General features: G+C 52.1%; 25 protein-coding genes. 14 read left to right on the top strand and 11 right to left on the bottom strand.

Features of this window, described 5'->3' with window-relative positions:
• Positions 1-5 precede the first annotated feature (5 nt).
• Both BMY11_RS13550 and BMY11_RS13545 read left to right on the top strand, forming a co-directional pair.
• Entirely contained in the window at positions 6-1,061 is a 1,056-nt protein-coding gene (locus tag BMY11_RS13550; protein WP_090576607.1) for a Gfo/Idh/MocA family protein, read from the top strand.
• Between the two features lie 27 nt (positions 1,062-1,088).
• Positions 1,089-2,192, top strand: a complete 1,104-nt coding sequence (locus BMY11_RS13545) for a Gfo/Idh/MocA family protein (protein ID WP_090576602.1) — start codon at positions 1,089-1,091, stop codon at positions 2,190-2,192.
• Between the two features lie 375 nt (positions 2,193-2,567).
• On the opposite strand, the gene BMY11_RS13540 is transcribed toward BMY11_RS13545, so the two are convergent.
• On the bottom strand, positions 2,568-3,014 hold the full coding sequence (locus BMY11_RS13540) for a hypothetical protein (protein ID WP_143069266.1): 447 nt from the start codon (positions 3,012-3,014) through the stop codon (positions 2,568-2,570).
• Between the two features lie 44 nt (positions 3,015-3,058).
• A complete protein-coding gene (locus BMY11_RS13535; RefSeq protein ID WP_090576596.1) occupies positions 3,059-4,111 on the bottom strand; it encodes a LacI family DNA-binding transcriptional regulator in 1,053 nt (350 codons plus the stop codon).
• Positions 4,112-4,301: 190 nt separating this feature from the next.
• On the opposite strand from BMY11_RS13535, the gene rpiB reads away from it, so the two are divergent.
• Both rpiB and BMY11_RS13525 read left to right on the top strand, forming a co-directional pair.
• Positions 4,302-4,766 carry a ribose 5-phosphate isomerase B gene (gene rpiB, locus BMY11_RS13530; protein ID WP_090576593.1) on the top strand — a complete coding sequence of 155 codons (465 nt, stop codon included), beginning with the start codon at positions 4,302-4,304 and terminating at the stop codon, positions 4,764-4,766.
• A 45-nt stretch (positions 4,767-4,811) separates the two neighbouring features.
• Entirely contained in the window at positions 4,812-5,291 is a 480-nt protein-coding gene (locus BMY11_RS13525) for a helix-turn-helix transcriptional regulator (RefSeq protein ID WP_090576590.1), read from the top strand.
• A gap of 27 nt (positions 5,292-5,318) precedes the next feature.
• On the opposite strand, the gene BMY11_RS13520 is transcribed toward BMY11_RS13525, so the two are convergent.
• A complete protein-coding gene (locus tag BMY11_RS13520; protein ID WP_090576587.1) occupies positions 5,319-6,257 on the bottom strand; it encodes a nucleoside hydrolase in 939 nt (312 codons plus the stop codon).
• A 169-nt stretch (positions 6,258-6,426) separates the two neighbouring features.
• Between BMY11_RS13520 and BMY11_RS13515 the strand changes: the two genes are divergently transcribed.
• Entirely contained in the window at positions 6,427-7,494 is a 1,068-nt protein-coding gene (locus BMY11_RS13515; RefSeq protein ID WP_090576584.1) for an ADP-ribosylglycohydrolase family protein, read from the top strand.
• A 58-nt stretch (positions 7,495-7,552) separates the two neighbouring features.
• Positions 7,553-8,656 carry an ADP-ribosylglycohydrolase family protein gene (locus BMY11_RS13510; RefSeq protein WP_090576581.1) on the top strand — a complete coding sequence of 368 codons (1,104 nt, stop codon included), beginning with the start codon at positions 7,553-7,555 and terminating at the stop codon, positions 8,654-8,656.
• Positions 8,657-8,717: 61 nt separating this feature from the next.
• Here the strand turns inward: BMY11_RS13510 and BMY11_RS13505 are convergent, their stop codons facing one another.
• Positions 8,718-9,215 carry a GNAT family N-acetyltransferase gene (locus BMY11_RS13505; protein WP_256217447.1) on the bottom strand — a complete coding sequence of 166 codons (498 nt, stop codon included), beginning with the start codon at positions 9,213-9,215 and terminating at the stop codon, positions 8,718-8,720.
• Between the two features lie 206 nt (positions 9,216-9,421).
• Between BMY11_RS13505 and BMY11_RS13500 the strand changes: the two genes are divergently transcribed.
• Entirely contained in the window at positions 9,422-11,701 is a 2,280-nt protein-coding gene (locus BMY11_RS13500) for an ATP-dependent helicase (RefSeq protein ID WP_090576578.1), read from the top strand.
• A 76-nt stretch (positions 11,702-11,777) separates the two neighbouring features.
• A complete protein-coding gene (gene yunB / locus BMY11_RS13495; protein WP_090576576.1) occupies positions 11,778-12,653 on the top strand; it encodes a sporulation protein YunB in 876 nt (291 codons plus the stop codon).
• Between the two features lie 63 nt (positions 12,654-12,716).
• Here yunB and BMY11_RS13490 read toward each other — a convergent pair whose 3' ends face one another.
• Complete coding sequence (locus BMY11_RS13490; protein ID WP_090576812.1) at positions 12,717-13,829, bottom strand: M23 family metallopeptidase; 1,113 nt, start codon at positions 13,827-13,829, stop codon at positions 12,717-12,719.
• 150 nt (positions 13,830-13,979) lie between these two features.
• Between BMY11_RS13490 and lipA the strand changes: the two genes are divergently transcribed.
• Entirely contained in the window at positions 13,980-14,882 is a 903-nt protein-coding gene (lipA, locus tag BMY11_RS13485; RefSeq protein WP_090576573.1) for a lipoyl synthase, read from the top strand.
• Between the two features lie 19 nt (positions 14,883-14,901).
• Positions 14,902-15,885 carry a YutD family protein gene (locus BMY11_RS13480; protein ID WP_090576571.1) on the top strand — a complete coding sequence of 328 codons (984 nt, stop codon included), beginning with the start codon at positions 14,902-14,904 and terminating at the stop codon, positions 15,883-15,885.
• Between the two features lie 222 nt (positions 15,886-16,107).
• On the opposite strand, the gene BMY11_RS13475 is transcribed toward BMY11_RS13480, so the two are convergent.
• From BMY11_RS13475 to ylbJ, 3 genes are all read right to left on the bottom strand, one after another.
• Positions 16,108-17,847 carry an ABC transporter ATP-binding protein gene (locus BMY11_RS13475; RefSeq protein ID WP_090576569.1) on the bottom strand — a complete coding sequence of 580 codons (1,740 nt, stop codon included), beginning with the start codon at positions 17,845-17,847 and terminating at the stop codon, positions 16,108-16,110.
• Positions 17,848-18,645: an NAD kinase gene (locus BMY11_RS13470; RefSeq protein ID WP_090576566.1), complete on the bottom strand. Its 798-nt coding sequence runs from the start codon at positions 18,643-18,645 to the stop codon at positions 17,848-17,850.
• Between the two features lie 125 nt (positions 18,646-18,770).
• Positions 18,771-19,844, bottom strand: a complete 1,074-nt coding sequence (gene ylbJ / locus BMY11_RS13465) for a sporulation integral membrane protein YlbJ (RefSeq protein ID WP_371262828.1) — start codon at positions 19,842-19,844, stop codon at positions 18,771-18,773.
• An 845-nt stretch (positions 19,845-20,689) separates the two neighbouring features.
• Here ylbJ and BMY11_RS13460 point away from each other — a divergent pair.
• Entirely contained in the window at positions 20,690-21,067 is a 378-nt protein-coding gene (locus BMY11_RS13460) for a globin domain-containing protein (RefSeq protein WP_090576563.1), read from the top strand.
• A 60-nt stretch (positions 21,068-21,127) separates the two neighbouring features.
• Positions 21,128-21,826: a DUF2225 domain-containing protein gene (locus tag BMY11_RS13455; protein ID WP_090576560.1), complete on the top strand. Its 699-nt coding sequence runs from the start codon at positions 21,128-21,130 to the stop codon at positions 21,824-21,826.
• A 44-nt stretch (positions 21,827-21,870) separates the two neighbouring features.
• Here BMY11_RS13455 and BMY11_RS13450 read toward each other — a convergent pair whose 3' ends face one another.
• Both BMY11_RS13450 and BMY11_RS13445 read right to left on the bottom strand, forming a co-directional pair.
• Complete coding sequence (locus BMY11_RS13450) at positions 21,871-22,107, bottom strand: hypothetical protein (protein WP_090576557.1); 237 nt, start codon at positions 22,105-22,107, stop codon at positions 21,871-21,873.
• Entirely contained in the window at positions 22,104-22,274 is a 171-nt protein-coding gene (locus BMY11_RS13445) for a YycC family protein (RefSeq protein ID WP_090576555.1), read from the bottom strand. The genes BMY11_RS13450 and BMY11_RS13445 overlap by 4 nt, the downstream gene beginning before the upstream one ends.
• A 167-nt stretch (positions 22,275-22,441) precedes the next feature.
• On the opposite strand from BMY11_RS13445, the gene BMY11_RS13440 reads away from it, so the two are divergent.
• Positions 22,442-24,253 (top strand): M3 family oligoendopeptidase, encoded by a 1,812-nt coding sequence (locus BMY11_RS13440; protein ID WP_090576552.1) that lies wholly within the window; start codon positions 22,442-22,444, stop codon positions 24,251-24,253.
• Between the two features lie 168 nt (positions 24,254-24,421).
• Positions 24,422-24,916 carry a nucleoside-diphosphate kinase gene (ndk, locus tag BMY11_RS13435; RefSeq protein ID WP_090576549.1) on the top strand — a complete coding sequence of 165 codons (495 nt, stop codon included), beginning with the start codon at positions 24,422-24,424 and terminating at the stop codon, positions 24,914-24,916.
• A gap of 90 nt (positions 24,917-25,006) precedes the next feature.
• Here ndk and BMY11_RS13430 read toward each other — a convergent pair whose 3' ends face one another.
• Complete coding sequence (locus BMY11_RS13430; protein ID WP_090576547.1) at positions 25,007-25,639, bottom strand: nitroreductase family protein; 633 nt, start codon at positions 25,637-25,639, stop codon at positions 25,007-25,009.
• Positions 25,640-25,684 lie beyond the last annotated feature (45 nt).

Genomic DNA, 25,684 nt, shown 5'->3' with positions numbered 1-25,684 from the left:
CACACATGAGCGTGAGCAGAGATTCTGGTTTGTGGAGATTTGGGATCATTGGCTGCGGCACGATTGCGGATTTTCACATCGCTGCGATTCGGGGGCTGGACGGCGCTAAGCTGACGGTCGTATCGAGTCGTGATGGGGTTAAGGCGCATGCTGTTGCCGAGCGCGAAGACTGCGCTTGGACGGCAGATTACAAGGAGCTATTACAGCGAGATGACGTTGATATCGTGTGCATCACCACCGCAAGCGGCAGTCACTATCGCATCGGCTGCGATGCGCTTGCTGCGGGCAAGCATGTCGTGATTGAGAAGCCGCTGGCAATGCGGGCTTCGGAAGCGGAGGAGCTGTGCCGCTTGGCGGAAGAGCACGGACTAACGCTGTCCGTCATCTCGCAGCGAAGGTTCGAGCCGCTTCATCGCGAAGTGAAACGCATCGTGGCGGAGGGGCGGATCGGGAAGCTGCTGCTCGCCGAGGTGGAGGTTCCATTTTACAGATCGCAGCAGTATTATGACAGCTCGCCATGGCGGGGAACGATTGCTGAGGACGGCGGGGCATTCATGAATCAAGGTATTCATTCGGTCGACCTGCTGCTCTGGCTTGCAGGTGAAGTCCGCGCCGTGTACGGTCGGATCGTCACGCAAACTCACGAGATGGAAGCGGAGGATATTGGCGTTGCCATCGTTCATTTTAAGAGTGGGGCGCTTGGGACGATGATGGCTTCCACGAGTATCACTCCTGGATTCCCAGCGGCAATCCGCTTATATGGTGCGGAAGGGGCAATTAAGCTGTCAGGTTCCAGTATTGAACATTGGTCGGTTCCGGGGTACGAGGCTCCATCGGTGTTCTCTGAGTCTCCTGCCTATGGAGGTGTCTCGGATCCGCGCAGCATCAGCCACCTCTATCATCAGCTGCAGCTAGCGAATGTTATTGAATCTATCGAATCCGGCTGTCAGCCTGCCGTATCTGGTGGAGATGGGTTTCGAGCGATTCAGCTGATTGAGGCGGTCTACGAGAGTTCGGCTTCGGGTAAGGAAATCCGCATTGAACCGCATTTCATCCTATAACGAGTACGAGAAGGAGAATGAGAGAGTATGAGCCAAAACATTCTTAAAGTCGGGATTATCGGACAAGGTAGAAGCGGGCGCGATATTCATGGGGCGAATCTGGCTAAGCTGCCAGAGTATTTTCAAATCGTGGCAGTTGCTGATTCGCTTCCAGAGCGTCAACTGCTGGCGGAAAAAGAGTTCGGCTGTAAAGCATACGGTACTTGGCAGGAGATGATCGCCGCCGAGCCGCTCGATCTCGTCGTTAATGCTTCCCCGAGCCATCAACATGTGCCAATTTCCTTGGAGCTGCTGAACCGTGGTTTCCACGTGCTATGCGAGAAGCCGCTTGCCCGCACATCAGCGGAAGTAGACCAGCTAATCGAGGCATCGGAGCGCAGCGGCAAGCTGCTTGCTGTCTTCCAGCAATCCCGTTATATGCCTGCTTATGTGAAAATTCGCGAAGTCATTGCAAGCGGTGTGCTTGGGCGCATTGTGCAGCTGGATTTTACAAGCAGCCGGTTTACGCGCAGATGGGATTGGCAGACACTTCAAAGCAACAATGGCGGCAGCCTGCTTAATCTCGGCTCGCATGTGCTCGATCAGGCGCTGCAACTGTTCGGCAACGATATGATGCCGGAGGTAAAATGCATCATGGACCGGGTGAACACGTTCGGCGATGCGGAGGACTATGTGAAGCTGGTGCTGCAAGGAAAAGGTCGCCCGACGGTCGATGTGGAAGTGTCCTCCTGTAGTGTGTTTCCAGGCGAACAGTTCGTAATTCAAGGAACAAACGGCGGCTTGCGCGGCAACAATGAGCGACTGGAGTGGAGATACTTCAAGCCTGAGGAAGCGCCAGAGCAGCAGCTCACTACAGAGCCGCTTGTCGATAAGAACGGCCTGCCGTCTTACTGCCGTGAGACGCTCACTTGGTATTCGGAGGGTTGGGAGCTCGCGCTTAATGACGGCCAAGACGAGTATGGCTATATGGCGGAGCAACTATATAACATGCTGCGTCGGGCAATTCTTGACGGTGCCCCGCTCGAAATTACGCCGCAGCAGGTTCGTCAGCAGCTGACAGTCATCGAAGAATGCCGCCGCCAGAATCCACAAATTTATGCTCCGCAAAGCTCTGCGTCTGTACGGGGCTAGCGTGTGATTTGATGCAAAAAAGCACTCACTCGCAGGCTTGCGGTGAGTGCTTTTTTGTCTTTGAAAGAGGCTCCCCCAGGGGCCTGATTTAGTGAAATCACACTGAAATGATGAAAGAAGGGTACCTAGTACCTCACATAGGTGGAAAACCGGTTGAAAAGGTGAAAGAGGGGTTCTGGGTACCTCACACTCGCAGAAATTCGCCCAAACGAGCACAAGAAGCTGGTTTGCTGGACTACATTCGGCGAAATCCGTTCAAATGAGAGCAAGAAGCTGGTTTGCTGGACTAGATTCGTCGAAATCCGTTTATACGAGCGCAAGAAGCTGATTTGCTGGACTAGATTCGTCGAAATCCGCTCAAACGAGCGCAAGAAGCTAGACTACATTCGTCGTAATCCGCTCATACGAGAGCAAGAAGCTGGTTTGCTGGACTACATTCGTCGAAATCCGCTCAAACGAGAGCAAGAAGCTGGTTGGCTGGACTACATTCGTCGAAATCCGCTTATACGAGAGCAAGAAGCTGGTTTGCTGGACTAGATTCGGCGAAATCCGCTCAAACGAGAGCAAGAAGCTGGTTTGCTGGACTAGATTCGTCGAAATCCGCTCAAACGAGAGCAAGAAGCTGGTTTGCTGGACTACATTCGGCGAAATCCGCTCATACGAGCGCAAGAAGCTGGTTTGCTGGACTACATTCGTCGAAATCCGCCCAAACGAGCACAAGAAGCTGGTTTGCTGGACTACATTCGCAGAAATCCGCCCAAACGAGCACAAGAAGCTGGTTTGCTGGACTAGATTCGTCGAAATCCGCTTATACGAGCACAAGAAGCTGGTTTGCTGGACTACATTCGGCGAAATCCGCTCAATCCTTACATCCCCCTGCGAGCGGTACTGTCCCTGATAACGAGCTCCGGCTTCTTCGGCGTCTCCGGAAGCACCGGCACCCCTTCGATTCGCTGCAGCAGAATGTCGACGATCCGACCGCTTGACCATGCGATATCGAAGCTGACGCTCGTTAAATTCGGGCGCAGCCTGAGGTAAAAATCCGCTGGACCGAATCCGATGACCGACAGATCCTGCGGAACACGGTAGCCGTAATCGTAGAAATAATTGAGAGCTGCGACCGTTGTCGTTTCATTCGAGATCATCAGCGCCGTTGGCTTCTGCGATTGCAGGAGCTGGTGGATCGCGGCGTAGCTCTCTTCCATTTGGCCCGGAACAAGGATGATGAAATCATCCTGGAACGGGATGCCGTACTCCTCGAACGCCTTCTTCACGCCGACAATGCGATCGCTGTTGAAGGAAATCACACTGCCGTTAATGCTTCCGACGATGAACCGGATGTCGGTATGGTTCAGATCGAGCAAATATTTGGCCGAGATATAACCGGCTTCTACATCGTCGTACGAAGCATAGTAGTGATCCTCGGGGTTATTCGAATACTTCATATTAAACACATAAGGAATGCCCGCTTCATCCAGCATTGAAGCAAGCGTCTCACTCCCGGAGGGGCTCAAAATAATAAATCCATCGGCTACCTGACTCTTTATTACATCAAAGAACGAGTCAGAATCCGCGCTGGCTGATGTAATGATCAGAAGGTTGTAGCCCTCGGCATGTGCTTTCTCCGTTAGCGCTTTGAAGAGCGATTGGAAGCCTGCATTATAAATGAGCTCGCTAATATGCTGTGCACTCACGACAAGTCCGAGGATACCGCTCTTGCCGGACTTGAACATGCGGGCCTTTCGGCTCGGCACATAACCGAGACTTTGGACGGCATCGAGCACCCGCTGCCGTGTCATCGGCTTGACGAGGCTTGAGCCATTCATAACCCGTGATACGGTGGAGGGCGTCACTTTCGCTCGTTCTGCGACGTCATGTATGGTTGGTTTCTTAATCGCAATTTCCTCCTTGATCGTCATGGCTCATCCTTGGAAACGATACCATCTATCACGATTTTAATGAATCTTCGTGCAAAATACTAGCGAGGCCGCGCGTAAATTTCAGCTGGAACGGGTTGACAGCTACAAGCAGCTACGCTATGATCTGCTTAAAATGGCAACGTTGCCATTTTTATTAGAATGATTTACTTTCCATGGGAGGGTTATACCTATGAAGATTTCTCTTGGCTGCGATCATGCCGGGTTTCAGCTAAAAGCGGCGGTTGCAGAGCACTTGAATTCGCTCGGCTGCGAGGTGATTGACCACGGCTGCCATAGTGCAGATGCTGTGGATTTTCCGGATATAGCCCGGCTAGTCTGCCCGGCTGTCCTGAACGGCGAGGCGGAGCGCGGCATTATGGTGTGTGGAACCGGCGTCGGCGCCAGCATTGCAGCTAACAAGATCCCCGGCATTCGCGCAGCGGTGTGCCACGACTATCATTCGGCACATCAGAGTGTAGAGCATGACGATGTGAACATCATGTGCATAGGAGCACAAATCGTTGGAGCTTGGCTTGCCAAAGATCTGATTACATCGTTCGTGCAGGCTACCTTCAGCACCGAAGAGCAGTTCCGCAGAAGAGTCGAGAAGCTTGCCGTGCTGGAGCGCGAAGCAGCGCAATACATGAAGCCCTAACGCGCAAACGATCACGATTTACTTGCGAGGAGGCACTGAAACGACATGCAGATTTTACCCAAATCTATAGTTCCAGCCGCTTCAGATCAGAAGGAGCTGGAGGCGCTGCGCAATTCGATCATGTATAGCGTCGTGGAGCGAATGCTCCATAAGCAAGAAGGCTCGATTACGTTGTTCTACCAATCTCTACTAGCAACGCATATTGTCGAAGAAGCGCTCGCTTATATTGACGTGCATTTCGGGAAGGATTTTGGCCTCACGCAGGTGACGGATGAGATGCATTGCTCGTCGACCTACCTGAACCGGCTGCTAAAGCAGCATACGGGCCATACCTTCTACAGCCTCCTTACACAGAAGCGGATTGAGCGTTCGAAGCAGCTGCTGATGATGGACAGTCAGACGGTGCTTGCGATTAGCGGCGAGGTCGGTTATACCAACGTGCACAGTTTCATTCGCGCCTTCAAAAGAAGCGTCGGCATAACGCCCGGTCAATACCGGGATAGCAGCATGACCGCCTGTCGCTAACCACAAGCGAGTGGTCCGGGTCCGATACTAGTATGGCTTGGACAGCTTCTCGAATAGATCCATATAGACCAGACTCCGGTCTATGTCGATCGCTTCTTTGTAGAAATGACGATTATCATCTACCGAGTAAGTGAAGTTCGGATTAAGAATCGGCGTTCGCCGCACGACCGAAGGCACCCATTCTTCATTCAACAGCCAAGCAATCGCAGAGACATCCCACAGCACTTTGGACCAGCCAGGACGATTGCGTCCGAACCGCTCAAATCTGCCGTGGAACAAATCGCTGAAGTAGGTGCCGAGCTTGTTGCGATCACGCAAGCAGGCGTCAATCTCATAGGTCGATGTTAGCAAATGAGAGGCTACGCTATGGCAAGGCAGGATGACGAGCGGAACGCCGCTGTCGTAGAATATTCGCGATGCGTGGTAATCCTGAGAGACGTTGAAAATATCCTGCGTCGGCCACCAGTAGGAGTTCGGCCCAAGCCAGATGACGACGATCTTCTGAATGATTTCGGGGCATTTGGCGATGGCAGAGGCAACATTCGTAATCGCTCCGATTGCGACGACATAGAGTGGTTCCTCATCACCGCTTAACGCAAGCTCAATAATTCGGTCGACGGCTTCACTTGGAACAGGCTCATCCGCGTTGTCCATGAATTGAGAGGATCCCCGGTACACCGGCGGAGTTTGATCGAGCTCCATCAGCTTGAAGATATTAAAGATCTCATTATAGCTTTTCTCCATACCCTCACCTGGGCTTGTCGAGTTCCAGTTAAAGAACGGCGCGGCCGTCACGGCTTGCACCTGAAGCTTCTCCTGCGACAGCAAGGCGTACGCTAGCGCAAACTGATCATCCACTTCATTGAATGCATCCGTATCCAGAATCATTCTAACTCTGTCATTCGGATGAGCCAGCCGTTTCAACATCATTGCGTCATCTAGACGATACTTCGCATAATCAATCATCGTTTCCGTTACACCCTTTCATCTATCAATCCGTAGATTCACACGCTACCCGAGTTCATTATAGGCGAGCTATAAACGCCCCGAATATGTTCAACTTTCAAAGTCGGTTTGATTATTGCACCACTTTTCGTTTCTAGCAGACTACCTATTAAGAGGAGAGATCAAGCTAATGAGCGAGCAAGTCACCTTATTTGACAAATTTTATGGCTGTATTGCCGGCGTTCATATCGGCTCCGCCATGGGTGCACCGATAGAAGGTTGGGATTTCGAGCGCATTGACGCTGAGTATGGCATTTTGGAAGAGTTGCTGCCCTATGAGCATTTTCACAATGGCTGGGTACGTGAAGCAGGTACGACCGAGGATGGCGTTGAGCGCCAGAAGCTAATGATATCTGCCATTATGGAGAAGCAGGACCGCGTAACGGCTGAGGATGTTCGGAAAATGTGGATATCGGGCATTAAGCCTGAATCGGCTGGCATGATCTCCGAGCCGTTCGAAGCGGTGCTGCTGGCGATGGCGAAGAGTGGCATTCCGGCCCGGGATATCGGCAAATATTGTGATTATGCCGGGCTGAACAGCTTCTCCCGTTCCTGCCATCCAATCGGGCTTATTAATGCCGGTGACATCTCGGGGGCCATCGACGATGTGAACGAAGTCGGACAGCTTTATCAGACGATGAACGGACGCGGGCTGAAGTGGGCTATGGTGACCGCCGTTGCCATCGCTTCAGGTACGAAGCCTGGTGCGACGCTCGATAGTGTGCTTGGCGCAATCTATGATCATTGCGATCCGGATGTTGTGGTCGGAGAGCTTGACCGCGAGCTGAAGCGGACAGCGCATATTGCGGATTACCGTGAGTTCAGAAGAGCGCTCTATGAATCGTATAACATTCGAGGCATTCCATATGAAGTCAGCTATGCGAATGAAGTTGTGACGAAGGCGGTATGCATCTTCAATTGGACAAAAGGTAATGTCAAAGACGCGATGGTCGCTGCAGTGAATATGGGTCGCGACACGGACTGCGTAACCGCGGTTGCCGCTGGCATATCCGGAGCGCTGACCGGGATCTCGACTGTTCCTGAAGCTTGGATCAAACAGACTGACTATGCGACAACTTTGCATGTGGTGACGAACTCCCAACGGACGATCAAGGAGCATTCGGAAGGCTTGTATCAAGCCTACAACACCAGACTGACGCGGCTGAAAGCTTATTCCAATCTGATGGGCGCATTATAAAAGAACGCGAGCGCGAGCGTGTGCGATGGATGGATAAAAACTGGGGAGCGTGCGAGAAATGAGTGGAAGAGTCAGTTTGAAGGATAAATTTTACGGCTGTATTGCCGGCGCACAGATCGGTGCAGCGATGGGGGCTCCCGTGCAAGGCTGGAGCTGGCAGGAGATTGCAAGCAAGTATGGTGTGCTGAACAAGCTGTTGCCTTATGAACGCGTCTGGTCACGGCCGGCGGGAACGACGGAGAGCGGCATCGAACGTCAGAAGCTCTTAATTACGGCAATCTGTGAGCGGCAGGACCGCATTACGGCAGAAGATGTGCGAGCGATCTGGAATGCCGACCTGCTTCGAAGCGATGCCGAGAAGGTCATGGAGCCGTTCGACATCGGTTTGCTTGCGCTTGCGAATAACGGCTTGCCTGCGCGTGATTTAGGCAATTATTGCGATTATGCGGGACTGAACAGCTTCGCGGGGTATTGCCATCCGGTAGGCCTCATTAATGCCGGCGAGGTGAAGAACGCGGTACGCGATGCATTCGAGCTGGGTCAGCTCTATCAAGCTTCGCGAAGCTACGGGGTGAAGTGGTCCGGGATTACGGCGGCTGCCATTGCTGCCGCAACGAAGCCGGATGCGACAATTAACAGCGTCATTCATGATCTGTATGAGCACTGCAATTACACCGATGTCGGCATGCAGATCGACGGCTACAAGTACGGCTACCTGCGGGATAATGTGCTCGAAGAGCTGGATAAAGGCTTGCGTCTGGTTGATGGCTGTACGGATTTCCAGCAATTACGGGAAGCGTTCGACCGGACGTATCATGGCTGCGGCGTGCCGTACGGCAATAGCTTCGCGAATGAAGTCGTAACCAAAGCAATCTGCATCGTGAAACTGGTTAATGGCAATGTCTACGACGCGCTTATCGCAGGGGTTAATATGGGTAGAGACACTGCGAGTGTAACGGCGCTTGCAGCTGGGATCGCAGGCGCATTGAGCGGTGGCGCATCGCTGCCGGAGCAGCTTGTGGCGCAGGTGAATCAAGCTGTGAGCTTGAACAAGTTTAGCTGCAGCGACAAAACAATTTCTGCGCAAGCGGATGGCCTTTACGAGGCATTCCAGTCGCGGCTGCGGGGGATTAACGGCTTCGTTGCAGAGATGATAGGCTAGCTGCTGGGATAATAGAGGAAGGGCGGACCGAGCGGGTCCGCTCTTTTTTTTCGTCGCTATGTTAGCCTCTATTACTGAACGATTGTATATATTTGTTGCGATCTTCGCGAAATTCTTCGGTATACAGCCCTGAAGTATATTCATTCACAACATACCGCCAGAAGTGTAAGGCCGGACGATTGACACTCATCTGAGCCAATTTCCAATTCGCTCTGTAAAGATTAAATGCATGCACGGCCGCCGATTTTCCAATTCCTTTTCTCCGATACTTATTTAGAATCAAGAAATCATAGATGACATGAGTCGGGTCGGGGTCTGTATCAAGATTTTCGAAGAGAATAACTAAAAAACCTGCGATGTTACTCTCGGCACATATGAAATAAGGGCTCCACCTTGGATCCTCCCAATAATGCTCTAGGTTAACAGAATATTGACCATCTACCCCCAATTCGTTTCCGGTGTATGGACTAAAGTCATATTCATAGAATTGATAGAGTTTGTAGAGAATTTCTTTTTGATCTTTTTCAACGGGCACAAGTTTGATCGTCATATCCGTCATATCTATCCCCCTCTCTATGAAATCAGCGTAGCAGAACCGTATCGAAATACTAGGCAAAAAATAACTAAAAATAACTATTGCAGCAGGCGGCGCTAACAAGCGATACTAGTATCATCGAGTAAAATGGGAACGTAGATTCCCTCTTTCGATTGAAGAAGGAGAGGAATCGCAATCGTTTAATGGAAGAATGGATGGGTTAGAACGTAATGACGAAAGCGACGACAACGAATTTTTTTGAGCGGAAGAAGGCCGAGCTTGGTGTCCTGCTGAATGAGATTCAGCGGCAAGCGGTGCTCCATACCGAAGGCGCATTACTGCTGCTCGCATCGCCGGGCTCGGGTAAGACGACAACAATCATCATGCGGATTGGCTACTTAATTGAGGTAAAGGGTGTTCATCCGAGCCGGATCAAGGCAGTCACGTTCAGCAAGGCGTCTGCGCAGGATATGAAGGAGCGGTTCAGCCGTTTCTTCCCGGACCATCCTGCGGGCAGCGTCGATTTCTCGACGATTCACAGTCTCGCATTCGAATTGATGCGGGAGTTTTTGCGGCGTAACCGGACTTCTTTTCAAATTATTGAAGGTTCCGTTGAGAACGAGAGTGAAGGCGAAGGTTTTGATGAAGACAACCCACCGCTGCATAAGAAGTTAATCCTGCGCGATATCTATAAGCGAATTCATAACGACAACATCACGGAAGAGCAGATGGAGGAACTAACGACCTACATCAGCTATATTAAGAATAAGCTGATTCCCGAGGATCAGTGGGCGTCCGTGAACTGTGACGTTAAGGAATCCGCTCTTATTATGAAGGAATATGAAGCATTCAAGCGATCGCGCAGCGACAAGCTGCTGATTGATTACGACGATATGCTCGTTATCGGCAACCGTGCGCTCGCAGAGAGCAATGAGCTGCTGTGGAAGTATCAGAATAAATACGACTACGTGCTGACGGATGAAAGCCAAGATACGTCGATGGTTCAGCATGCGATTATCGAGAAGCTCGTTAAGCGGCATGGCTGCCTGTGCGTCGTCGCGGATGACGATCAGAGCATCTACACGTGGCGGGCGGCGGAACCGCAGTATTTGCTTGATTTCAAGAACGTGTACCCGGATGCGGCGATTCTAAAAATGGAGCAGAATTACCGGTCCTCGAAGAACATCGTTGCAATCGCGAACCAATTCATTAAGCGCAACAAGAATCGCTATGACAAGAATATGTTCACCCGCAATTCCACCAACAGACCGATTCGGATCAAGAGCCTTGCCGATTACAAACAGCAGGCCAAGTATGTGGCGGAGAAGGTTTCGCGGATTGAGGAGCTGCGCGAGGTGGCGCTTCTGTACCGGAACAATTCATCCTCGATTACGCTAATGAATGAGTTCGAGCGCCGCGGCATTCCGTTCTATATGAAGGACGGCGACAACCGATTCTTTTCTCATTGGATATTGGAGGATATTCTCGGTTTCATGCGGATGGCGTATACGGATAAAAGGCCGGAGCTGCTGGAGAAAATTCATACGAAGATGAGCGGCTATATTTCGAAAACCCAGATGGCGGCGCTGCTCCGCATTCAGAATAACGAGTCGGTCTTTGATAACCTAATCAATCATGTACCGGTGCAGGATTACCAGCCGAAGCAGCTGCTGGAATGCAAGGAAACGTTCCAGACGCTGAAGGAGATGCCGCCGCGCCAAGCCATTCGGACGATTCGGAGCAAGCTCGGCTATGAACGGGCGCTGGATCGGATGTGTGAACGGCTCGGATTTCGCAAGGAGAGTCTGATCGGGATTTTGAACACGCTTGAGGATATTGCGGATGGTTTGGAGTCGCTGGAGGATTTTGCGAAGAGATTGAAGTACTTGGAAGCGGTCATGAAAGCGTCGAAGAAGAACAAGAACGCCAATGCCGTCACCTTCTCGACGCTGCACAGCGCGAAGGGGCTCGAGTTCGAGCGGGTGTACATCATTGATCTCATCGAAGGCATCATTCCGTCGAGTGAAGATATGAAGAAGGTCGAAGGGGAAGTGTCCGAGCAGATGGAAGAAGCTGTGCGACTCTTCTATGTTGGCATGACGCGGGCGAAGCAGCAGCTGGAGCTGATTGCATATGGAAAGCGGGATGGCGAGGAAGTGAAAGAGTCCGAATTCGTTGCCGCCGTTCGTTATATCCAAGACCCGAACGCTGAGCCGCCGGTGCAGCAGCATTCATCAGGAGTTACGATATCGCAGCGCAAACCGGCTGGCTCAGCTGCTTCGGGCAGCGTGACGATTAGCAAGCCGGAGGAGGCTTTCGTTCCGGCGAACCCGAATGCGCTCAAGAGCTTTAAAGGCATAGCGCCTGGCACACAGCTGAAGCATCGCGTATTCGGCAGCGGTGAGCTCCTTACGATTGATGCCGAATCGGTTGATATCCGCTTTACGACCGGCGTGCGCAAGCTTGCGGTCAGCGCTTGCTTGCAGCTTGGTTTAATTGAGGTGAACTAGCTTTCTTCTTTTTTGCCTGTTATCCGCATAAGCTTGGAAGGGAACAGCGGACAACTGGTGAGAAGGAGGCGCCCATATGCGCAGATGGGGAAGAAGGGGATGGCGAAGCAGCGGACGCCGGCGCCGATCAGGAAGCAGCGGTAAGAAGATGAGCCGCCGCAAGCTCGTTCTTATTTTGCTGATCATCTTCGGGCTGTTCTTCTTCCAGATGTTTATTTTCGTCGAACGGAATTTACAAGGTCCGCTCATGGCTGTTGCCAAGGTCCGCGTCAAGCAGGTCGCAACTCAGGCGATCAATAAGGCGATTACAGAGCAGGTTGCGCATCAATCGTCCGCCGATAAGCTCATTGAGTGGAAGACGAATGCGAGCGGGAAAGTGTCCGGCTTTATGCTGAATTACTCCGAGCATATGCGCATTACGTCCGAAACGATTGATACGGTACAGACGAAACTAAACCAGATGGGCGACATTCCGGAGAAAATCCCGCTCGGCCAAGCGCTCGGCAGTGCCATTATCGCTTCGTTCGGTCCACGCATTCCGGTCAAATTCGAGCCAATTGGTGCAGTAAAGGTCGATCTCGATACGAAGCAAAAGGATGCCGGGATTAATATGATCTTGGTCGAGGTGTATATGCATATCGTTGCAGAGGTATCGATTATTATTCCATTCGATACGCAGCCGGAGCTGGTGGATACGGAAATTCCGATCTCGTACCTGCTCGTCGTTGGTGATGTGCCGATGTACTATTATGATAACAAAGGCAATCCGGTCGGTGATTCCGCACCGAATGCGCCGAATATTTCACTACCGATGCAAGATGGCAAGAACGGCGTCACCACGACGTCACCAGCAGATAACGGTACGACTGGGGGAGACGGATCGGAGCCTGCTTCGTCGTCGAACACGAATATGAATTCAAATGCGAATGCGAGTACGAATACCGGGGAATGACCAGCAGCAAAAAAAGAGCGCTCAGCCTAATGCCTATAAGCAGGCCTTGATGAGCGCTCTTCTTTATGATTTGCGTGTGCGCATTCTGCGACGTTCATCGTTCTCCCATTGTCTGAGCGACGGGTAAGGATCGAACGACCACTCGACTAAACCACGGTCTCGGTAGATGCCGTAATGCAGATGCGGCGGGAACTTACCTGATGTTCCGGGGCGTCCATAGCCAGAGCTTCCGACCCAACCGACAACTTGGCCGGGCTTAATGGTGCTGCCTACGAATATCGCCTTGTCATAGCCAGACAGATGTGCATAATAATGATAATAATTATTGAGATCTCGTATACCAAGCCGCCAGCCTCCATAAGGATTCCAGCCTTTTATCTCAATAATGCCGTAGCAGGTGCTGCGTACAGGAACGCCATGGCCAGCAAAAATATCGGTTCCCTCATGAATGCGGTATCCACCCCAGCTGCGGCGCGTTCCCCACGTTCCTTTGTAGGAATAGTTATCGCCGATTGGCAGCGGGAATGCATGCTCGAACAGGTTTAGTGTCCCGAAGTTTTGGTAGAGGCGGGCAAACTGGCGAATGCGCTGGACTGCTCTCGTATTGTGATAATACTGCCATAATCCGATTGAAAAATCGTCCTCTTCCGTACCGAATCGCATCAAATGATTGGCGACGGAATACAGTAAGTCAGTATCGTTCGTGCGCACCGCGAGCCCATCGCCGTCTCCATCCTCGCCAAGTCCGCTGAACCAGCGGATCGACATGGGCGATTGGTCGTTGACGTCGGGATTCAGCTCCCCTGCCCATTCGGACTCTGATACGAACACGCTGATGTATTGTCCCAGCTGCTGGCGTGTCTTGGGCCGTGCCTTCGTTATCGTCCGTTCGTACTGGTCGATCGCGGCAAGACGAAACCAGGGAATCCGAGTGACGACGCTGATCTCATCATAGAGGATGCGCCTTTTTAAGAAAGATTCGTCTTTGGCATCGGTTTTCTTGGCGCTTGCGCTCATTGTTGTTCGGACTTCCTGATCTGGGGGAGTTCCCGAAGCGGCGGAAGCGGTATGTTCTTGGTCTTGGCCGAAGAACTGCAGGTTAATAACTAGAACGACCGTTATTAAGGATAAATACAAGGATCTCAGAAGTATCGGCCTCCAAGTGCCAACCGGCATAGGCGCGGTTATCGCTACCGGTTGAATGATCAAATTGGGTGCAATTGGTTCAAGTAATGCTCTTCTGATATGATCTGCAAATCATTGGTTTTTATCCGAAACGTGCTATAATAAGACGCAGAGATTACAGAAAGCAGGTTAACTCCCGTTATGAAGAACGAGAAAGAACGAGTACCTAAGCCGGACTGGCTTCGTATACGATTGACGACTGACGGCAATTATGCCGAAATTAAAGAGATGATGCGCACGAAGACACTGCACACGGTGTGTGAGGAAGCGCGTTGTCCGAATATCTATGAATGCTGGGCGAACCGTACGGCAACCTTCATGATCCTTGGCGATATTTGCACGCGTGCTTGCCGCTTCTGCGCGGTGAAGACGGGCTTGCCGACAGAGCTTGATCTGCAGGAGCCGGAACGGGTAGCCGAAGCAGCGGAACAGATGGGGCTACGGCACTGTGTGGTTACGTCGGTTGCCCGCGATGATCTGAAGGACGGCGGCGCGATGATCTTTGTAGAAACGATCAAAGCGATCCGTAAGCGGCTGCCACTCTGCAGCGTAGAAGTGTTAATCCCTGACTTTATTGGCAATTGGGATGCGCTGCAAGCAGTGATGGATGCGAATCCGGACATTTTGAACCATAATATTGAAACCGTTGCCCGCTTATCGAATCGCGTTCGGGCGAAGGCGAAATATGCTCGTTCGATGGAGCTGCTGAAGCGCGCGAAAGAAATGAAACCAAACATTCCGACGAAGTCGAGCATTATGCTTGGCGTTGGCGAGGAATGGGATGAAATATTGCAGGCGATGGACGATTTACGTGCTGTGGGCTGCAATATTTTGACGCTTGGCCAGTATTTGCAGCCTTCGAAGAACCATCTGCCGATCGCACGCTATGTGCATCCGGATGAGTTCGCGAAGCTGAAAGAAGAGGGCCTGAAACGCGGCTTCAGCCACGTGGAATCAGCGCCGCTCGTTCGCAGCTCGTATCATGCGCATGAGCAGGTTCAATCCGCATCGGCAACGGAAGCCAAATTATCGGCAACCCTGTAAGAAGGAGGGAGAAGCAGACTTGATCCATATCGGCGGCAGAACCTACGAATTAATTCATGAAAATAGAAACGGATGGAATTTTGAAGCGTTTCGAGAACGATTCAGTGAAGTGCTGGAACGGTACGATTACGTAATCGGTGATTGGGGATATAATCAGCTGCGGCTCAAAGGGTTTTTCCGTGATAACCATCCGAAGGTGTCGCGCGAGAGCGCGATATCCTCGATGGTCGATTATATTAATGAGTACTGTAATTTCGGTTGCGCTTACTTTGTACTGGAGAAGCAGCCAGGCGGCGCTAAGTCCGGTGAGGAAGGCGAGCTGAACGACGATCATGATGGCGAGGATTTCGAACTGGTCGAAGGCGCGCTGGATGCTTATGTGTCCGCTTCACGCGCTGTCGCAGCCACTGCGCAATCGAGCGAAGCGCCTGCGAGCGAGCATCAGCAGGTGAAGTTTATGCCGCGTGCTGAGCGAGATCTGCGCCGTGAGCAGCAGCGCAACAGCCACCGCAAGGACACGGCGAAGGATCCCGAGAAGGAAGGCGGCCGCGAGGGACGCAAGCCGTTCGGCAAGGATCGCGGCGATCACGGCGGCCGTTCTGGGCGGAACCAGCAGCACGATCGCGGTGAGAAGCAAGAGCGTGGTGAGAAGCAAGAGCGTGGCGAGAAGCAAGATCGCGGAGATCGTGGTGAGCGCAATCAGGAGCAACGCGGTGAGCGCAATCAGGAGCAGCGCAGTGATCGTGGTGAACGCAACCAGGAGCAGCGCGGTGAGCGGGCGGAACGCAATGAGCGGAACGCTGAGCGCGGTGGCGGTGGCAATCGTTCGGATCGTCCGGAACGGAACCGCAACAAGCGGCAGCATTTCAACAACAACAACAAAGCGCCGGTGGCCGCTGCTTCAGAGCAGTCGAACCACGCGCCGCGTGAACGCGGCAATAAAGAGCATAAGGACCATAAGGACCATAAGGACCATAAGGACCATGCTCCCAAGCAATCTTAAATATGACGCCGACTCATCTCATGATGAGTTGGCGTTTTTTGTTGGTGTTGCTGGCTGCGGCGACAGATCGTTTGCAACGGAAATGTCGCTCTAAAGGAGTCCACTAAACTAGCTACATTCTGAATTTTGGTTGGAAATTGCATCAAAGCATGATTGAGAGTCGGAAAACCCGACTCTTGAACACTGCACAAAAAAACTGAGAGCGACACTCCGCTCCCAGCCCTATAAGTACTGTACGTTATAAAGTCGTGCATATGATCCATTCTTCGCCATGAGCTCATCATGCTTGCCCTGCTCCACGATTTCTCCATGCGAGACGACGACGATGAGGTCGGCATGGGTGATGGTGGAGAGGCGATGCGCAACGATGAGTGTCGTGCGGTTCTGCGCCAGCTCGGCGAGCGACTCTTGAATCGCATGCTCCGATTCGAGATCGAGCGCCGAGGTCGCTTCATCAAGCACGAGTATCGCCGGGTCCTTCAAGAACACACGGGAGATCGCGATCCGCTGCTTTTGGCCGCCGGATAGCTTTACGCCGCGCTCGCCAATCTCGGTGTCATAACCGCTCGGCAGCGACAGGATAAAGTCGTGTGCACTCGCCTTTTTGGCCGCCGCAACAATTTGCTCGATAGAAGCCTCGGGATTGCCAAGCATAATATTTTCGCGGACCGATCCGCTGAATAAAATATTATCCTGCATTACCATCCCGATATGAGAGCGCAGACTCTCCTGCGTCACATCGCGAATGGATTTGCCATCAATCGTGATGTCGCCCTCCTGCGTATCATAGAAGCGGGCGAGCAAACTGACGAGCGATGACTTCCCCCCGCCGCTCATGCCGACAAGAGCGACCGTATGGCCTTGCGGAATCTCCAAGTTAATGCCCCGCAGCACCCATTCGCCGTCAGAGCTGTATCGGAACGACACATCGTGAAACCGGATGTCACCGTTTACAGCCTTTAGCGCCACAGCTTTCGGTGAATCGCTGATTTCCGGTTGCTCGCCAAGCAGCTCCATCACACGTTCCAACGATGCGGACGCTTGCGTCAGCTCCGTCGACGAGTTGACGAGCCGGCGTAGAGGCGCATAGAGCCGGTCCAAGTAGCCGTAGAATGCGACGAATTCGCCAAGCGTCAGCGACTTCTGCACGACAAGGTAGCCGCCGCAGGCAAGCACGAGCAATGGCGCGATCTCCGTCAGCGTGTTAATAATCGACTGCGTGAGCGCATTCCAGCGAGTCAGCGCAAAGGCACGGTCCAGAAACGTCTGATTCCGCTTGCCGAACTGCTGCTGCTCGTAGCGCTCCAATGTGAAGCTTTTTACAACTGGTATGCCGTTCACATGCTCGTTCAAATAACCTTGCATCTCAGCCATAGCTTGCGAGCGCGAGCGGGAATAGCCGCGCAGCCGCTTGTACAGCTTCTTGACCGCGTAGCCGTAGAACGGCAGAATGGCGATTGAGACGAAGGTCAGCAGCACATTCATGTTAAACATAATGATGAGCGCCAGCACCAACGTAAACATATCAAGCCAGATGTTCATCAGTCCCGTTTCGACGAGCGACTTGGTCTGTTCGGCGTCGTTCATCATTCTGGAGATGATCTCACCGGATTTGCGGTTCTGGTAGAAGCGAAGCGACAGATGCTGGAGATGGCCATACAGCTTGTTCCTCAAGTCAAAAAGCACGCGGCTCGTTGTCAGCTGCGCGAAATATTGACGGTAATATTCCATTGGATAGCGGACGACGACGAAGAGAAGAAAGGCAAGCCCGATCGCCTTCATCAGCTTGGATGTCTTCACATCAACAGGCAAGTCAGCCAGCAGCACGTCGTCGATGACATGTTTAATAAAGAGCGGCAGCGTCAGTGGGATAGCAAATTTGATGATGCCAATGATCAGTGTCACCAGAATGAGCCATCTGTACGGCGCGACGATCCGCAAATAAGCGCGATAATGATTCATCTATTTCACATCGTAGCCAAGAAACGCTTCGCGCACCCGATTCCAGAACGTGAACGGCCGATAGCGAGCAAAGCTCACTTTTCGCGTCGCGACGCTGCACCGGATGGAACGAATATCGTTTCGAGTAATGGTGAGCTGATCGATCGTTAGCTGCAAGCGCTGATCTTTGCGCGGAATAATATCGCAGTGATGATGCTGCGGCAGCACGAGTGACGAGCCGAGCGTCCGATAGACGCGATTGTTGATCGACGCGATCTCGGCAATCTGCAGCGATTCAATGGATGGATGAATTACGGCGCCGCCTAAGCTTTTGTTATAAGCGGTACTGCCTGATGGCGTGGAAACGACGATGCCGTCACCGCGGAACATCTCAAACAATTCGTCATTCACGTCGATCTGTGCGACAAGCATATTGTTGACGCCTTTGAGCGTAAATTCATTCAAACAAGTATAGGTCGAACGTCCCTCATCCGTCTCGAGCTCGATCTGCGCCAGCGGATAGCGGACAATACGCGGCTCGCATTCGGCCATCATTCGGACAAGCTCCTCGATTTCATCGGCCTTCCAATCGGCGAAGAAGCCGAGATGACCCGTATGGATACCAATAAAGGCAACATCATGAATCCGATCTGCATACGTGTGAAAAGCTTTCAGAAGAGTTCCGTCGCCACCGATGGAGATTATGGTTTCCGGCATTTCATCGTTGCGTGCAAGTCCTCGTGCAGCTGCAAGCTCATGGAAACGATCGACAAGCTCCTTAGACAGCTTATCGCCTCTGTCAATGATGACATAGTTCAAACAAACAAGCCCCTTCCGCTCGGGTAGTATATTTTTCTTAGAGATTAATGTAGCTTGTTCCGCCCGAGGACGAATACAGCCGTTTACACTTTGAATCATAGCGGAAAATGATGCCGAATACAACGTTAGACGGCAGGTCCGAGCCAGTCCCAGAGCACATAGATGAGCCCGGTTGCAATGCAGCCATGAAGGAATCTGGCGATGATAAAAGGTTTGTAGCGCAGGTCTGTGCGGCTAAGCAAGCTGGCGATCTGCGCATGGACGGAGAGGCCGGCCCACGATAGCACGAAGGCGGCAATCGCCGCTTGATGCAGCAATCCGCTGCTCGTTGCTGTACCAGCCGAGCGCGCGCCGAGCGTCACCTCGAAAAGACCATTGACGACAGCGTCGGATAGTGCAGGCGGTACGCTGATCAAGCCAAGAAGCCCACGTACACCTATGGCGAGCATCTCGATCCCGCCGGCTTGCCGCAGCAGCTCCATAATGACGGAGAAGACGACGACGAGGCCGCCGACGACGATCATGAGCCGCAGAGCCGCTTGCACAGCGTCCTGCAGCAAGGTGCCGAGGGAACGCCCGTCCATCATGCGGGCGGTATGCATCGCCCGAATCGCTTCGGCGAGGCGACTCTTGCGCCTGCCGCTGCGCTCTTCCGGCTTAGCCTGCAGCGTTGCTGGCGCATTCCGATCATGAAATCGCATAAGCAGGCCGATGATGAGGCCGCCTCCGTAATGCGCCGCCGCGAGTACCGGTGCGAGTGCGACGTTATGAAAGAAGCCGACTGAGACGGCGCCGATCAAGAAGATCGGATCCGATGTCGTGGTGAAAGCGACGAGGCGTTCGCCTTCCGCGCGATTGATGAGCTTCTGCTCCCAGAGCTGAGCCGTTAGTCTTGCCCCGACGGGGTAGCCTGAAGCATATCCCATCGTAACGACGAAGCCGCCGATGCCGGGAATGCGAAAGAGCGGCCGCATGAGCGGATCGAGCATTTTGCCGAAGAAATGGACAATGCCAAGCCCAAGGAGCAGCTCCGAGATGACGAAGAAGGGAAAAAGGGCAGGAAATAGCACCTCCCACCAGATAGAAAGCCCACGAATAGAGGCGTGAAGCGCTTCGCTGGGAAAGCCGATCATTAGCAGTGTCAGGATGACGGCTGCCCATGCCGGGATGACGGCTGGCCGCATTAAATAACGAACGATATGCAAACGTAAGTCCCTCCCCATGAGCGAACAAACAGCTCTATTATTGCTATATGTGGGAAGTGGGACAATCATCACTGGTTCGTCTCGAAAGGCAGAGAAAACGCCAGATATTGCCCTTATATTACAGCTGTATTACATTTCGAAAACGCTTGCAAAATTGATGTTATTTTGTTGGGCCGTATGATACAATTGTCTCACGTCAATAGAACTTGGAGTGATGACAATGAGTATTATTGCAGGCATTCTCGTCTGTGCATTCGTTTATGTCATCCGCGAGTCACTGGTGGCTCCTGGAGAAGAGGATTACGAAAGCTAAACAACTTGCCACCATCTATTCGAAATACTACTTACACTACAATGCCCTCTTTATGAAGAGGGCATTTTTTCGCACTCTATACATAGGTTAAAAGTCCCAGACTATTATATAGTTATATGGTCACGTGCCGGGAGCTTCCAGAAAGCAGATAAGGCGCTTGATTTTGTCCGGAGCAAGTCTGTTGATATTGCGTTTATAGATGTCAGTCTTGGCTCGACTGATGGGCTGCAGCTTGCTCGTGATATCAGGCTACTAAGAAGGGCTCACACTGACGAGAAGCAGCCTCTGAAAGTAGAAGCGAACAAGCTGATCGTGCATGGACTTGGCGGCTTTCATATTTCGAGCAAGTATGGCGGTCCGGTGAAATGGATGTCCACTAAAAGTGCAGAGCTGCTACTGCCCTCAAAGGGCTGGTAGCTTTTTTTATTTCCCACCCGAAAGCGTAGTTTTAATCCGTACTGCTTTCATGCTAAAATATCTACAGGAACCAATACAAAAGACCTAAAAATTAAGGCGGTTTGTGACGATGAATAACTATAGCACTATATATGAAGCTGTCGGAGGGGCTAAGGGTATCGAAGGTATTGTGCAGGCCTTTTATCCTAAAGTACAGCAGCACCCGCTGCTGGCACCACTTTTTCCGGCAGATATTATACCCGTGATGGAGAAGCAAACGAAGTTTCTGACGCAATTCTTCGGAGGGCCTTCCTTGTACTCCGATGAATACGGGCATCCGATGATGCGGGGGAGACATCTTCCTTTTCCAATCACCCCTGAGCGGGCTGAGGCATGGCTTGGCTGTATGCGCGAAGCGCTCCGTGAGACGGACTTGCCTGAGGCGCTGCAAGAGCTTGTTATCGATCGGCTATCTGGACCTGCGCATCACTTTGTTAATCAACCGTAGACTCAGGTGCGATTTTGTCGCTACTTGAGCGATACACAAATTTGAGGGAGACGTGAGTATATGGAGCCGCTCTACTTAACATCTATTACATGCATTTGCTGTGAGACGACCTATAAGACATCACGCGTGCGCCCAAGCTTTAAGAAACCGTCGAATCGGGATACGGATTTCTGCTCGCATTACAAAACAGATTTTAATCCGGACTATTATGTGGTTCGCGTCTGTCCTCGCTGCGGCTTCGCTTCTACAGAGAATGGCGCGGAGCGTATGACGGATGCGCAGAAGAAGGAATATTACGATACGTTCGGCAGCCGCTGGATCCATCGCGATTACGGAGGCAACCGCACGAAGGAGCAGGCGCTGGAATGCTACAAGCTTGCGCTACTCTGCTGCGGAATTATTAAAGAGAAGGATCGGGTCATTGCAGGCCTTCTTCATCATATCGCTTGGTTGTACCGTTACGAAGGGCTTCAGGAACAGGAGCAGCGTTTCCTGCGGTTTGCGCTTGAAGCTTACATAACCGTCTTCGAGACAGAAGGTGGCTCGCTTAACAACGCGAAGCTGATGTATCTAATCGGAGAGCTGCACCGCCGGGTTGGCGAGCCTCGTAAAGCGGTCCAATGGTTCTCGCGAGTCGTGAATGACAAGCGGATTACAGATGCTTCTATGATCCGGGCAAGTCGTGACCAGTGGCAAATGCTGCGGGAGAATAACAATAACGAGCTGTTTGAAGAAGAACCAGCTGCAATGAATGCATAAATAAAGAAAGCCGCTCAGGGCTTATGCCTGGGCGGCTTTACTTATTATGCTTGGCGTAGCTTCGTATCGGTAAGCAGGTAATCCTGGTCCGCATCGACAACCGTCACGCGGCTATGGCAGCAAGGGAACACAAGCAGCTTCTTACTGCCGGAACGAATATGGTCAAGCTCCTTCGGTCGCAGCGGAAGCAGGACGTTATCTTTGTGACAGAATGGGCAAGAAGAGACATATACGTCTTTCATAATAATATCATAAGGCCATGCACGCTCGAACGGGATCACTTGTCGGTGTCTCCTTTGGGCTCATTCGCTGCATTTTTAGTAGCAAGCTCAGCGATCTTTTGCAGCAAAATATGTTTCGGCATATGCATCAGATGCTCCAGCGGTACGCCAAGCTCCTTAGAAAGCTTGATCGCCGTCTCCGGAGACAGCTGTAATGGTTGCGTCATAGTCTTTGCACTCCTTATCTGTAGTATTAGCGCTGCTTGCATAAGCAGGGCTTCATGCTTCATAGTATGGGTAATGTATGAATAGAGGACAATCCTCAAACGGTTATACTTTCAGTTATACACTGACACTGCTAATTACGCAAATAGCGATAACGAGGGGGAAAAGAATGAAAACAGCATATCCGCAATCTTGGGATTTGGAAGCGCTGTATGCAGGTGGCTCACGTTCAGTGGCATTCTTGCAAGAATTAAGCGGTATAGAGGCTGATATCGAAGCTTTGTCGCAGCAGCTGGCGGAGGCGAAGTCAGAAGGTGCGGAAGCTCCTGCTGTGGAACTGCTGAATAAATGGACGGCAGCCGTGCAGTCCATTTTACTGCGAATTCGCCAGTCGGATTCTTTCGTAGGCTGCTTGCAAGCCCAGCAAATGAAGGATGCGGCTGCGAATGCACTTAATGATCGGGTGAAGACGCTGTCGGCGAAGTTTAATGGCGCGCTGACTGCTTTTGACGAGCAGCTGCTGAACGCCAATGATGCTGCTTGGACGAGCTGGCTTCAAACATCGGAAACTGTAGCCCCGGTCGCTTTCGTGCTGAATGAGCGGCGTGAAGCGGCGAAGGAGAAGCTGCCTCCAAGCCAGGAGGCGCTTGCTGCGGAGCTTGCCGTCGACGGTTACCATGGCTGGGGCGATTTCTACAATACAATCGTTTCCCGAGTCCGGTTCGAGGTGACGGAGGATGATGGCTCAGGCAATGAAGTGAAGAAGCAGCTATCCGCTGGTCAGATGAGTAACCGTCTAACAAACAGTAAACGTGCGGTGCGTGAGGCAACGTTCGAGGAGTGGGAGCGCGAATGGAATGAGCAGGGCGACCTGTGTGCGGATACGATCAACCGTATCTCAGGCTTCCGTCTGAAGTTATATGAGAAGCGGGGCTGGGGCTCTGTGCTGAAGGAGCCGCTCGCGATTAACCGGATGAGCGAAGCGACGCTCAGCGCGATGTGGGAGGCCGTAACCGAAGGCAAGCCAAAGCTGGTCAAATACCTGGAACGCAAAGCGGAGCTACTCGGACTGAAGCAGCTTGACTGGCATGATGTTGGCGCACCGCTCGGTTCTTCGCATAAGGTTGTGCCTTATGATGACGCCGCGCAAATTATTCTGGAACAATTCCGCGCGTTCAGTCCTGATTTAGCTGATTTCTCGGAAAAGGCATTCCGCGAAGGTTGGATCGAAGCGGAGGATCGTCCCGGCAAACGTCCGGGCGGTTTCTGTACGGCGTTCCCGAAGAGCGGGCAGACGCGTATTTTTATGACCTATTCAGGCACGGCTTCCAATGTCTCAACGCTGGCGCATGAGCTTGGGCACGCGTATCATCAGCATGTCATGAATGACCTACCGCCGCTTGCGCAGGAGTATGCGATGAACGTGGCGGAGACGGCATCGACATTCGCGGAGATGATTGTGTCTGACTCTGTGCTCAAGGCTGCAACAGACCGCAGCGAGAAGTTGGCGCTGCTCGACGATAAGATCCATAGCGCTGTTTCGTTCTTCATGGACATCCACTGCCGATTCTTATTCGAGACACGATTCTACGAGCGTCGCAAGCAAGGGATGGTCACGCATGAAGAGTTGAGCAAATTGATGGAGGATGCGCAGGAGGAGGCATTCAGCGGCGTACTCGGCGAGAAGCATCCGTATTTCTGGGCGTCGAAGCTGCATTTTTATCTAACGGATGTACCGCTCTACAACTTCCCTTACACATTCGGATACTTGTTCAGCTGCGGCATCTATGCGGTGGCAAAGAAGGAAGGGAGTTCGTTCGCGGACCGTTATGTGGCGTTGCTTCGTGATACAGGGCTTATGACCGTAGAAGATCTGGCGCAGAAACACCTAGGCGTAAGGCTGGATGAGCCGGGCTTCTGGCGCGAAGCAGCCCAGCTAGCTTTGGAGGACGTCGATACGTTCCTCGAGTTGACGCGCTAACTTGTAGGAATCAGACATGTAGGAACCAGCAAGAACAAGAATAGAATCCTCTGAAAAGTGGAATACTGACATACAGAAGGAACGGTGCGGCCTGTGGCTTATACAGCAGGTGAATGCGCCGTTTTTCTGTCAGCAGGCTTACGCTTTTGAGAAAGGGGATTACAGAACGTGCAAGTAGAACAGACATTTGTGATGGTGAAGCCAGACGGTGTGAAGCGCGGATTAATAGGACCGATCATTACGCGGTTTGAGCAGAAAGGATTTACGCTTGTGGCGATTCAGCTGCGGTCGATTGACAGGGCACTCGCGGAGCGGCACTATGGAGAACTGAAGGCGAAGCCATTCTTCGGCGAACTGGTTAATTACTTAACGTCCGGACCTGTCTGCGCGATGATATGGCAAGGGGAACATGCGATAGAGAATGCGCGGTCCATCATTGGCAAGACGAATCCGGTGGAAGCAGCGCCAGGCACGATTCGCGGTGATTACGCCCTCGATATTGCCGGCAATATTGTACATGGCTCGGATTCCCCGGCAAGTGCTGAGCGGGAGATCGGATTGTTCTTCGGCGGCGCTGACGCCGCTACGACCACGCATGCTCTGGCCCCGGTACAATTGGTTACTGGGACGGACCTAGAGCATGGCGAAAGAACGATCCATTGATAGTATGCCCAAAAATGATGAAAGCCCTCGCAATTCTCATTTCTGAGAACGGAGGGCTTTCGCTATTGTATGATAAAGAAAAAGGTTGAATTAGAATGTTTCGTTGATTACGAGCTTGTCGAGCGGAAGGCGCGGAGTTGGACGTCCTGGTGCTGCTGCTTCGCCGATTGCGATCATCATTACTGGGATGAAGCGCTCAGGGACGTTCAGTGCTTCTACGAGCTTCGCTTTGTCGAAGCCGCCCATTGCGACTGTGTCGTAGCCTTTTGCTTTCGCTGCAAGCATCAATTGCATGGCAGCAAGGCCTGCGTTCTTGTTCGCTTCGTCACGCGCTACTTGCTCGAAAGAGTACGCGCCTTCGATTTGGTTTACCATGTTGTCGCGGATTTCTTGCGAAATGTGGCCAGCTGCCAGCATGCCGTCAAAGATTTCGCGGCCAGTAATTTGCGCTTGAAGGTCGCCAAGAACGATTACAACTGCGGAAGCGTCAGAAACTTGCTGTTGTCCGTATGCGATTGGAAGAACCAGGTCCTTCTGAGCTTGCTCTTGAACGACGAGGAAACGCCATTGTTGCAGGTTCCAAGACGATGGCGCCGCAGCAGCCAGCTCCAAAATTTCGTTCAATGTTTCTTGCGGAATAACGACATCTCTCTTGTATTGGCGAACCGAGTGGCGCTCGCGAATTGCGGTTTCAGTTGAAACCACTGTGTTTGTTTGTGTCATTGTATATCTTCCTCTCCTTGGTGTTGGTTTAATTGTAAAAATAAG

The sequence above is a fragment of the Paenibacillus sp. OV219 genome (assembly GCF_900110075.1).
GTDB lineage: Bacteria > Bacillota > Bacilli > Paenibacillales > Paenibacillaceae > Paenibacillus_Z.
Note: the sequence above shows the minus strand (reverse complement) of the source record. Positions and strands in the feature narration are given on the sequence as shown.